Here is an 11,261-nt window from a genome sequence, read left to right as displayed (position 1 = left end):
CGTATGGACGGGGTATCAACATATCTGGCGTTGACTTTTAGCACGCTGTTGAGTTCTCAAGGAACGGACGCTTCCTTTGAAACCGTATCACCGGTTTCTCCGGGCTTTTCCTTCCGGGCCTTCCTGCCTTTCGGCTTTCCGGCCTTTCGTGTTTCCAACCTTACCAGATCCGTTTTCCGTTCCGTTTCCGGTCCGAATTCCGTTTCCGGCCCCCTGTTGGAGCGGGGTGTTTCGCGCCTTCCGGCGTGTCCACCACTTTAGCGGATTCCCCCGGAAGCTCATAATCGAGCTTTTCGGTCCGGATTTCGGCATGCCGAAGTCGTTCCCGATTGGGGGCCGTGCAGAGTGGTTTGCCGCCGGTGCGGCTCGAGTGCGTACCGGTGAACCGTTACGGCTCTGTGGCAGCTCGGGGAACATTACGGATCGGTCTGATCGGTGTCAACCCGTGTCGGCCGAATGCCTCAACCGAGGTCGTTCAGCCGTCCGTCGGCGTCCGGTTGGGTCTCCTCCACCCGGCGCAGGACGCGGGTGAGCATCTCGCCGAGGGCGCCGCGCTCGCGGGAGGACAGGTCCTGGAGCAGCTCTTCCTCGAAGACGGATGCCCGGCGCATCGCCTCCAGCCACTTCTCCCGTCCGCCGGTCGTCAGCTCGACGATGACGCGCACGCGGTTGTTCTCATCACGCTCCCGGGTGACGAGCCCTTCGTTCACCAGGCGGTCGATGCGGTGGGTCATGGCGGCCGGGGTGAGGCCGAGCCGCTTGGCCAGTTCGCCGGGGCCCAGCTGGTACGGGGAGCCGGACAGGACGAGCGCCTTGAGGACCTCGAACTCGACGTTGCTGATGCCGAGGGTCGAGGACTGCCTGCTGTAGGCGACGTTCATCCGCCGGGTGAGCCGACTCAGGGCGTTGACGACCTGCTCCACCTGCGGGTCCAGGTCCTGGAACTCGCGCTGGTAGGCCGCGATCTGCTCCTCGAGGGTCAGCAGGTCGTCCGGGTCGGGGGTCTCAGCCATGGTGCGGAGTATGACACGTAACTCGTTCGCACTGAACTTCTTCGCCATGTACTCTTAAATGTCGAAGTTTAGCTTCGAAGTCTTCAGGCTTCGAGTACGCGGGCTTCCTTCCACTCCGTACGACCCTTCTCGACCTAGGTAGGTGAGTGTGACCACCGCGATGGGCGCAGCTCTGCGCCGGATCCAACTGGGCAACGCGCTGAGCGCGTTCGGCAACGGCTTCACGGTCCCGTTCCTGTTCGTCTATGTGGCGCAGGTGCGGGATCTCGGTGCGCATACGGCGGGCCTGGTGCTCGCGATGTTCGCGGTGGCCGCGCTTGTCGTACTGCCCTTCACCGGTCGGGTGATCGACCGGCGGGGGCCGCTGTCCGTTGCCGTCGCGGGTGCGCTCGCCTCCGCCGTGGGATCCCTGGGGCTCGGGCTGGCGGCGAGCGTGCCGCTGGTCCTCGCCGCGGCCGGGGTGCTCGGTGCGGGCATGGCGGTGATCCAGCCCGCGCTGGCCACGCTGATCGTGTGGTGCTCGACGCCCGCGACCCGTTCGCGCGCCTTCGCCATGCAGTTCTTCCTCAGCAATCTGGGGCTGGGCGTCGGCGGGCTGCTCGGCGGGCTGCTGGTGGACACCTCTTCCCCGGACGGCTTCGTGCGGCTCTTCGCGATCGACGCGGTGATGTTCCTGGTGCTGGGTGCCGCGGTGGCGACCGTGCGGCTGCCGAAGGGGCCGACGCTCGACGGCGCGGTGCCGACCGACGCGTCCGCCGGTGGGGCGGGCGGCTGGCGCGCCCTGCTGGGGCACCCGGCCATGGTGCAGCTGTGCGTGCTGGGCTTCGTGCTGTTCTTCGCCTGCTACGGGCAGTTCGAGTCCGGGCTGTCGGCGTTCGCCGTGGACGTCGCCCATGTCTCGCCCGCGATGCTGGGCGTCGCGCTGGCGGCGAATACGGCGGCGATCGTGCTGGCGCAGTTCGTGGTGCTCAAGCTGGTCGAGCGGCGGCGGCGCAGCCGGGTGATCGCGCTGGTCGGGCTGGTGTGGACGGTCGCGTGGGCCGCGGCCGGGGCCGCCGGTCTGGTGCCGGGCAGCCAGGCCATGGGCACGGCCGCGATCATCTCGGCCTACGCGCTCTTCGGTCTCGGCGAGGCGATGCTGTCGCCGACCGTCGCGCCGCTGGTGGCCGATCTGGCGCCGTCATCCCTGCTGGGGCAGTACAACGCGGCGTTCTCCCTGGTGAAGCAGCTGGCGTTGGCGGTCGGCCCGGCGGTCGGCGGGCTGATGGCGGGTGCCGGTCTGTACGGGGCGTACATCGCGGTCCTGATCGTCTGCTCGCTGGCCATATCGGTGCTCGCGCTGCGACTGGGCAGGCGGCTGTCGGCGCGGCAGGACAATCCGCTGCGCGGGACCGCCGGTGCCTCGGTGCCCGCGCCGCGTTCGGAGTCGTCCGCTCCGGTGACCACGGCGGCCTGACGGCCGCCGCACCCCCGCCCTTCCCACCGGAGTCTTATGGGGCTCCGGCGGGGAGGGCGAATTCGCACCACACCGCCTTTCCGCCGCCCGGCGTGCGGCGTGAGCCCCAAGAGGAGGCGATGGTCGCGACGATCGAGATGCCGCGCCCGGCCTCGTCGACCGGTTCGGCCCGGCGGCGGCGCGGCAGATGGTCGTCCCCGTCGGTCACCTCGATGATCAGCCGCCGGTCGGTGCGGCGCAGCCGCAGCCGCATCGGGGGCGTGCCGTGCTGAAGGGAGTTGGCGACCAGCTCGCTGGCGGCGAGCACGCCCAGGTCGCGCAGCTCCATGGGGAAGCGCCAGCTGGCGAGGACGCCGGAGGCGAAGGCCCGGGCGCGCGGGGCCGCTTCCACGCCGCCGAGGAGGTCGAGGGCGGCGTTGTGGAACAGCTCCGCGTCATGGCCGGTGCGGGCGGGGTGCTGGAGGACCAGGACGGCGACGTCGTCGTCGTGCGCGGCGGTGATGCCGAGCGCCCGGATGAGGCGGTCGCACATCACCTGGGGCGAGCCGGTCGCGCCCGCGAAGACGCGCTCCAGAGCGGCGACGCCGTCGTAGATGTCCTTGTCGCGCCGCTCCACCAGCCCGTCGGTGTACAGGACGGCGCTGGAGCCGGGGCCGAGCGGGACGGAGCCGGAGGTGTGCAGCCAGCCTCCGGTGCCCAGCGGCGGGCCGGTGGGTTCGGCGGCGCGGCGCACGGTGCCGTCCGGGTCGCGGACCAGGATCGGCAGATGGCCCGCGGAGGCGTAGACGAGGCGGCCCTCATTGGGGTCGTGGACGGCGTAGACGCAGGTGGCGATCTGGTTGGCGTCGATCTCGGCGGCCAGTCCGTCGAGGAGCTGGAGCACCTCGTGCGGGGGCAGGTCGAGGCGGGCGTACGCGCGCACGGCGGTGCGCAGCTGGCCCATGACGGCGGCGGCGCGGACGCCGCGCCCCATGACGTCGCCGATGACGAGGGCGGTGCGACCGGCGCCCAGGGTGATGACGTCGTACCAGTCGCCGCCGACCGCCGCGTCCTTGCCGCCGGGCTGGTAGGTGGCGGCGACCCGCAGGTCGTCGGGTTGTTCCAGCTCCTGCGGGAGGAGGCTGCGCTGGAGGGTGACGGCGGCCTGGCGCTGCAGCCGCTCGCTGGCGCGCAGTCGCTCGGCGGATTCGACCTGGTCGGTGACGTCGGCGCCGAAGACGAGCACGCCGCGCACCGGTTCGGCCGCCTCCTCGGGGTCGGTCACGGGGTCGGTCATGGTGGTCTGCGCGGCCGCCACGGGGAGCGCGCCGTCGGGGACGGCCCCGTCGTGGGCGGGCGCGGGCACCGGGTCGGGCGCACGGGCCGGTTCGGGGGCCGGGGCGGCCATCTCGATGGGCGAGCAGGTGAAGGTGTAGTACCCGTGCCGCGACCGGCCAGCGGCCGCCGCTTCGGGGCCGCCCCCGGTGCCCGGCGTGGCTCCGGGCTCCGTGGCTCCGGGCTCGGGCGCCGCGGGGACGCGCCGCGCCTTGACCGTACGGGGCGTGCCGCTGCGCAGGACCTGGTCCATGAGCGGCAGCAGGCCCAGCTCACGCAGCTCGGGCAGGGCCTGTCCGGCGGGGACGCCGCGGGTCCGGTGGCCGAACAGGTCGGCGTAGGCGTCGTTGACGTAGGCGATGCGGTGCTCGGGGCCGTACACCACCGCGACCAGGGCCGGGACCTGGCCGAGGACGTCGTGGACGGACAGCCCGTCGAGGGTCGGGACGGCGGCGGGCGGCGGGTCGTCGGGGGCGGTGCCGGGCGCTCCCGGCAGCGGCGGCTCGCCGACGGCGGAGGGGTCGGTGCGCTCGCCGCGGGCGGCCGGGACGGAGCCGCCGCCCGCTGCGGGCTGCGGACGCCGCGCGGCACGGTCGGACCGCGCGGCGATGCGTCGCTGCGTTCGGGGGAGCCGGGCGCTCCAGCGCGTGAAGTTCACTGCGGATTACCTCGTGGGGTGGTGGCTGAGCAGCGCGCCGGCGCGGGATCGGGGAGAGGGTTGCGGGTGCGGGGGACGGCCCCCGGGGGAATGCAGCAAACTTCCGAATCCTCGCGATTGTCACTCTTTGCAGATACGAGCCCACCCATGGTCACACGTCCAGTGTGGCCGACCGGTCTGACATCCGTGAGACGCCGATCGTGGGAGGGGAGTTCCCGGCTCCGCCCCGACGGGGTCAACTGGCTTCGGGATGGCGTCCGGTGTCCGCGGCGAGCTTGAACTCCGCGCGCGGGTTCTCCAGCGATCCGAGCGAGACGATCTCGCGCTTGAACAGCCCGGACAGGATCCATTCGGCCAGCACCCGCGCCTTGCGGTTGAAGGTCGGCACCCGGCTGAGGTGGTAGACGCGGTGCATGAACCAGGCCGGATAGCCCTTCAGCTTGCGGCCGTACAGGTGCGCGACGCCGCGGTGGAGGCCGAGGGAGGCCACGGAGCCGACGTACTTATGCTCGTAGTCGGTGAGGGGGCGGCCGTCGAGCGAGGCGAGCAGGTTCTCGGCGAGGACCTTGGCCTGGCGGACGGCGTGCTGCGCGTTGGGGGCGCACACGGCGCCGGGCTCCGCCGCCGTACGGTCCGGCACGGACGCGGCGTCCCCGGCGGCCCAGGCGTGCTCCACGCCGTCCACCTGCAGCGCCGCGGTGCAGGTGAGTCTGCCGCGGGCGTTCAGCGGGAGGTCGGTGGAGGCGAGGATGGGCGACGGTTTGACGCCCGCGGTCCACACGAGGGTGCGGCTGGGGAAGCGCGAGCCGTCACTCAGTACGGCGACCCGGTCCTGGCAGGAGTCGAGGCGGGTTTCCAGCCGTACGTCGATGTTGCGGCTGCGCAGCTCACGGACGGCGTAGACGCCCATCTCCTCGCCGACCTCCGGGAGGATCCGGTTGGTGGCCTCCACGAGGATCCACCGCAGGTCCTCGGGCGCGATGTTGTGGTAGTAGCGAACGGCGTACCGGGCCATGTCCTCCAGTTCGCCGAGCGCCTCGACGCCCGCGTACCCGCCGCCGACGAACACGAAGGTCAGCGCGGAGTCGCGGACCTCGGGGTCGCGGGTGGAGGACGCGATGTCGAGCTGTTCGAGGACGTGGTTGCGCAGCCCGATGGCCTCTTCGACGGTCTTGAAGCCGATGCCGGTCTCGGCGAGGCCGGGGACCGGGAGGGTGCGGGAGACGGATCCGGGCGCCAGCACCAGCTCGTCGTAGTGGACCTCGATCGAGCCGGTGCCCTCCTCCTCGGTGGCGAGGGTTCTGATGGTCGCGGTGCGTTTGCCGTGATGGATCGCGGTCGCCTCGCCGATGATGACCTGGCAGTCGCCCAGGACGCGGCGCAGCGGCACCACGACGTGGCGGGGGGAGATCGATCCGGCCGCCGCCTCCGGCAGGAAGGGCTGATAGGTCATGTACGGCTCGGGATCGACCACGATGACCTGTACGGCGCCGTGCCTCAGCTCCCGCTTGAGCTTCCGCTGGAGGCGCAGCGCGGTGTACATCCCGACGTAACCGCCGCCGACAACGAGAATGCGCGCTGGTTCCTTCACCCTCCCATGAGGCATGCACGACCGCGGTTTGTCCACAGCCCCGACGAATTGTGTGACCGGAGGTTCGGAGGTGCCCCAGGGCCGGGCCATGGCACGGAGTGGGGAATGTGCGCAGGTCAGGGCATGGTCACAGGGGACGGGACGGCCCGGGAGGCGGGGTAAGGTGGCCCGGTGGTCCGGTTGGGGGACGGTCTGTCCCGACCTACCCTCTTCATTCTTGACCTGGGCTCAACTATGTTCGTACTTCGTCGGGGTTGTGACTGCCCCGACTGACAGGGCGGGGAGTCTCCGGGGGGAGACGTCATTACCGGGGGATCACTTATGCACCTTCAGGGTTCGTCATGGTCCGCAGCCGTCGCGTCCTCGGACGGCAACGGCGGCCGGAGCACTCCGCTGCGCGTGGACGCGCAGCGCAATTTGGAACATGTCCTGCGTGCGGCGCGCGAGGTCTTCGGTGAGCTGGGGTACGGGGCTCCGATGGAGGACGTCGCGCGGCGGGCGCGGGTCGGAGTGGGCACCGTCTACCGGCGGTTCCCGAGCAAGGACGTCCTCGTCCGCCGCATAGCGGAGGAGGAGACGGCCAGGCTCACCGATCAGGCACGGTCGGCGCTGGGGCAGGAGAACGAGCCGTGGTCCGCGCTGGCCCGGTTCCTGCGCACCTCGGTGGCGTCCGGCGCGGGCAGGCTGCTGCCGCCGCAGGTGCTGCGGGTCGGGGTCGACGCGGAGACGGAGATCCGGGTTCCGCAGCAGCGGCAGGTGGCGTTAGCCGGCCCGCCGCAGTCGGCGGCGATGCCGGCGGTGCCGGCGACGGTGCCGCCCGCGGTGCAGTCGGCCGCGGTGCAGTCGGCCGCGGTGCCGTCGGCCGGTGCGGCGCAGCCGGAGCTGCGGCTGGTCGAAGAGCCGGGCATGCCGCAGGCCGAACCGGACGACGCGGGCGCGGCGGCCCTGCTGCAGGTCGTCGGGCAACTCGTGGAGCGGGCGCGGGCGGCGGGTGAGCTGCGCCCGGACGTGACGGTCGCCGATGTACTGCTGGTGATCGCCACGGCCGCGCCGTCGCTGCCGGACGCGGCGCAGCAGGCCGCGGCGTCGGCCCGGCTGCTGGACATCCTGCTGGACGGGCTTCGGTCGCGGCCGATGAGGTGACCGGGGGGAGCCACCTCCTGAGCACTTCCTGATCGATCCGTTCGCCGGGTGCGTTCTGCCCGGCGAACGGCGTCGGGGGTTCGTGGTGCGCGTCTTCCCCGTGCGGGTGAACGTATGCGCCCCCGTTTTCCGCTGCTTTCCGCATGCCGTTCCGGGGCCCGGTCGGTGTCAGTGGGCGGGATCGGCTCCGGATGAGGCCAGGACCTCGTCGAACAGGCCGATGGCCTCCTCGACGGTCAGCGCCGTGGCCTCGTCACGCAGTTTCCCGGCCGCGGCGGGGCCCAGCGCTGCACCCGCCCGCGCCTCGGTCTTCCGGGCCTCCGCGAGCACCAGCGGGGTGCGCGGCAGCCGACCGCGCCAGCCGTCGGCCGCTCCCAGCAGCCGGGCGGCGGGCCGTTCATGCCCGTGCCGCACCAGGATGTACGCGGCGCACTCCGCCTGATAGGCAAGCAGCGCCTCCGTGCAGCCCACCTCGACACCCAGACGCAGGGTGTCGCGCAGCGTGCGCAGCCCGCCCCACGGATCGCCCTCCTCGGCGCTGACCCGGCCCTCCAAGCCTTGGACCACGACCCAGAACAGCGGCGGCGGGGTCGCTTTCGCCGCCCACCGCCGGGCGTCGTCGCAGCATGCCCGTGCCTCGGCCGGATCGCCGCGGAGCAGCTCGATGTGGCCGCGCAGCAGGCGGTTGAAGGCCCGGACGTCCAGGGCGCCCCAGCGCTCGGCCTCCTGCTCGGAGTGGTCCAGCAGCTTCGCCGCGCCCTCGATGTCACCCCAGTTGAGGGCGAGGTCGGCCAGCCGGGTGATGAGGAACGGCACCTCGGTGTGCGCGCCGATCTCCCGGGCCAGCCGCTGCGCCTCCTCGTAGGCGGCGCGCGCCTCGGTGAGCCGGCCGCGCAGCGTGGCCATCTCGCCCCCCGCGCCCTCCACCTGGGCGAGCATCCAGCGGTCGCCGACGCGTGCGCTCAGCTCGCGCAGTTCGGCGTAGTCGCCTTCGGCGCGCTCGATACCGCTCGACGTGTCGATGGCGAGGTGCATGCGGAACATGAGCGTGACGCCTCGTGACCAGTCGTCGCCGTACTCGCGGCAGTTGGCGAGCGCCGTGCCCATCAGCGGGGCCACCGCGGAGTGGCCGTCGAGGATGTACCCCGCGAACGGCCACAGCAGACCGGGGAAGCGGGCGCTGCGCGGGCCCGGATGGCTTGCGTAGGCGTCCCGGATGCGCTGGGCGATCAGCCGCGTCTTCGGGTCCTCCAGGTCCGGGCTGTGACCGGTGTCGGCGAGCATGAAGAACCGCAGCAGCCTCAGGTCCATGCGGTCCCAGTAGCGGGTGGCGGCGGGGTCGTCCCCGTCGGTGCCGTCGGGGACGGGGGACGGGACGTCCACTGCCCAGCCGCCGTCCGGCGTGTCGTCCGGTGCGTGGTCGAGGAACAGGGCCCGGTGCGCCCAGGCGGCGCCCTCGTCGCGATAGTTGCGCAGCCACCAGAACCAGCCCATCGCGAGGATGATCGCGAACGAGGTGTCCTCGTCGCGGGCGGTCAGGGAGCGGTGCAGGGCGGCCCGGATGTTGTCGAGGTCGGTCTCGACGCGGCGCAGCCAGGGCAGCTGTTCGGCTGAGCGCAGCCGGGGCTCGGCGGCGCGCGCGAAGTCCCGGAAGTGGGCGATGTGCCGGGCCGAGGCGGCGGCGTGGTCGGCGCGGGCGGCGGCGTCCTCGGCGGCGCGCTCGCCCACGTACTCGTGGATCGTCTCCAGCATGCGGTAGCGGGCCTCGCCCATCGGCCCGCCGCCCGGTCCGCCACCCGGTATGTCCATCGGCCCGCCCGGCGGGTGTTCGACGGCCAGGAGCGACTTGTCCGCCAGCGCGCCGAGCAGGTCGAGCACCTCCGGGGCCGCTATGGGGGCGTCGGAGGGTGCGGAGATGTACGCGGGGGCGTGCGTGGAGCCGTACGCTCCGGCGCGTATGGCCTCACGCCCCGGTACGTCCGCGCAGACCGCCTCCGCCGCGGCCAGGCTCCAGCCGCCCGCGAAGACCGACGCCCGGCGCAGCACGGTACGTTCCCGCTCGTCCAGCAGGTCCCAGGACCAGTCGACCACCGCCCGCAGGGTCTGCTGGCGCGGCAGGGCGGTCCTGCTGCCGTTGGTCAGCAGGTGGAACCGGTCGTCGAGGCGGTCGGCGATCTGCCGCGGGGTCAGCAGCCGCAGCCGGGCCGCAGCCAGCTCGATCGCCAGCGGCAGTCCGTCGAGGCGGCGGCAGATCTCCGCGACGGCCGCCGCCGTGTCCGGGTCCCCGGCCGGGTCGAAGCCGGGCCGTACGGTCGCCGCACGCTCGGCGAACAGCTGGTGGGCGGGGGCGGGCGGCAGGGGCTCCACGGGCCGTACGGTCTCGCCGGGCACGGCCAGCGGCTCCCGGCTGGTGGCCAGCACGGTCACGCCGGGACAGCGCGCGAGCAGCGCCTCGGTGAGCCGGGCCGCGGTGTCGATGACGTGCTCGCAGTTGTCGAGCAGGAGCAGCAGGCGGCGGTCGGCGCAGTGCTCGACCAGGCGGGTGGTCGGATCGACGGCGTCCGCCCCGCTGGTCCGGCCTTCGAGCCCGGAGGCGAGCAGTGTCGTCTCGCGGCGGCCGACGGCGCTCAGGACGGCGCCGGGGACGGCGGAGGCGTCGTCCAGCGAGGCGAGCTCGACCACCCAGATGCCGTCCGGGTAGGCGGCCGTCACGGTGGCGGCGGCCTCCTCGGACAGCCGCGTCTTCCCGGAACCGCCCGGTCCGGTGAGGGTGACCAGCCGGGAGCCGTCCAGGTCCCCGCGGAGGGCGCCGATGTCGCCCTGGCGGCCGACGAAGCTGGTGAGGCGGGATCGGAGGTTGCCGGGCAGCGCCGGAGGCGCGGTGGGGCGCGGGTCGCGGTCGGGGTGGCGGTCCGGGGCTTGGCCGGGGGCGGGGCCGGGCTCACGGTCGGGGTCGCGGTCCGGGGCGGGGTCCGGGGCGGGGTCCGAGGCGCGGTCCAGGTCACGGTCCAGGGCGCGGTCGACAGCCGGTGCCTCCGGCCGCGGCGTGGGGCCGGAGGGGCCGGTGGGCGGCACCGGCCCGCCCAGCAGCTGCCGGTGCAGCGCCCGCAGCTCCGTACCCGGGTCGGTGCCGAGCCGTTCGGCGAGCAGACCGCGGACCTCCTCGTACGCGGCGAGGGCGTCGGCCGAGTGCCCGGCGGCCCGCAGCGCGCGGATCAGCTGTGCGTGGAACGTCTCGTCCAGCGGATGGTCCGCGACCAGTTCGCGCAGCTCCGGAACGACGTCCGCCGGGCGGCCGCGGGCGAGGTCGGCGTCGATCCTGCGGTGCAGCGCGGCCAGCCGCAGCGCCTCGGCGCGGGCGGCGGCCGCGTCCCGCTCCGGAAGATCGGCGAGCGCCGGTCCGCGCCACAGCGCGAGCGCCCGCCGGAGCGTGGTGGCGGCCGTGTGCGGGTCACCGGCGTCGAGGGCGCGCATGCCGTCGTCGGCCAGCCGCTCGAAGCGCAGCAGGTCGATGTCGTCCCGGGGTACGGCGGTCGCGAGACGGTAGCCGCCGGGCGAGGAGATCACGGCCTCCCGCCCGATCGCCCGCCGCAACCGGCCCACCAGCGCCTGGAGCGCGGCGGGCGCGTCGTGCGGCGGGTCGGCGGCCCACACCTCGTCGATCAGCACGTCGACGGGTATGGGCCCGGGACGCGCGGCACGCAGGGCGAGCGCGGCGAGCAGCGCGCGGATCCGGGGGCCGCCGAGGGGCAGCGGGTTCCCGCGTTCGTCGCGCGCTTCGGTGGTGCCGAGGATGAGATACCGCACGGCGGTCATTCTCCTAGGTTTGCCGTGGAAGGGGATGTTCCACCACGAGCGGGTCGCACACACGGACGACCGCACGGCGGTGCGGGCATCCGCACGGGCGGCGGCGCAGCGACGGCGACGGGCCGGGCGGCCCAGTGCCCGGCCCGACGTACCGTATGACGACACGCCGCATCACGGCACGCGGTATTTCGGCGCACCGCGTCTCGGCGCACCGCGTCTCGGCACACCGCCGCGCGACGGAGCGACGAACCCCGGCCGCCGGGACAGCGCGACGGCAGA

General features: G+C 73.2%; 7 protein-coding genes. 3 read left to right on the top strand and 4 right to left on the bottom strand.

Annotation, left to right across the window (positions count from 1 at the left end; all coding sequences use genetic code 11):
- Positions 1 to 261, top strand: a 261-nt coding sequence (locus ACZ59A_RS40875) for a hypothetical protein (RefSeq protein ID WP_470969832.1), incomplete at its 5' end; no start/stop codon positions are given.
- Positions 262 to 461: 200 nt separating this feature from the next.
- Here ACZ59A_RS40875 and ACZ59A_RS40870 read toward each other — a convergent pair.
- Positions 462 to 1,013 carry a MarR family winged helix-turn-helix transcriptional regulator gene (locus ACZ59A_RS40870; protein ID WP_470969830.1) on the bottom strand — a complete coding sequence of 184 codons (552 nt, stop codon included), beginning with the start codon at positions 1,011 to 1,013 and terminating at the stop codon, positions 462 to 464.
- A 148-nt stretch (positions 1,014 to 1,161) separates the two neighbouring features.
- Here ACZ59A_RS40870 and ACZ59A_RS40865 point away from each other — a divergent pair, with 148 nt between their 5' ends.
- Positions 1,162 to 2,469: an MFS transporter gene (locus ACZ59A_RS40865; RefSeq protein ID WP_470969857.1), complete on the top strand. Its 1,308-nt coding sequence runs from the start codon at positions 1,162 to 1,164 to the stop codon at positions 2,467 to 2,469.
- Between the two features lie 34 nt (positions 2,470 to 2,503).
- On the opposite strand, the gene ACZ59A_RS40860 is transcribed toward ACZ59A_RS40865, so the two are convergent.
- The gene (locus ACZ59A_RS40860) at positions 2,504 to 4,441 is read right to left on the bottom strand and encodes an ATP-binding SpoIIE family protein phosphatase (protein ID WP_470969827.1); all 1,938 of its coding nucleotides are present in this window, start codon (positions 4,439 to 4,441) and stop codon (positions 2,504 to 2,506) included.
- A gap of 235 nt (positions 4,442 to 4,676) precedes the next feature.
- Complete coding sequence (locus ACZ59A_RS40855; RefSeq protein ID WP_470969825.1) at positions 4,677 to 6,047, bottom strand: NAD(P)/FAD-dependent oxidoreductase; 1,371 nt, start codon at positions 6,045 to 6,047, stop codon at positions 4,677 to 4,679.
- A 306-nt stretch (positions 6,048 to 6,353) separates the two neighbouring features.
- Between ACZ59A_RS40855 and ACZ59A_RS40850 the strand changes: the two genes are divergently transcribed.
- Positions 6,354 to 7,175 carry a TetR/AcrR family transcriptional regulator gene (locus ACZ59A_RS40850; protein ID WP_470969822.1) on the top strand — a complete coding sequence of 274 codons (822 nt, stop codon included), beginning with the start codon at positions 6,354 to 6,356 and terminating at the stop codon, positions 7,173 to 7,175.
- A gap of 168 nt (positions 7,176 to 7,343) precedes the next feature.
- On the opposite strand, the gene ACZ59A_RS40845 is transcribed toward ACZ59A_RS40850, so the two are convergent.
- Positions 7,344 to 10,982 carry an AfsR/SARP family transcriptional regulator gene (locus ACZ59A_RS40845; RefSeq protein ID WP_470969854.1) on the bottom strand — a complete coding sequence of 1,213 codons (3,639 nt, stop codon included), beginning with the start codon at positions 10,980 to 10,982 and terminating at the stop codon, positions 7,344 to 7,346.
- Positions 10,983 to 11,261: the final 279 nt, after the last annotated feature.

Source organism: Streptomyces sp. NPDC040405, assembly GCF_055595765.1.
This window is presented reverse-complemented; position numbering and strand designations above follow the sequence as displayed.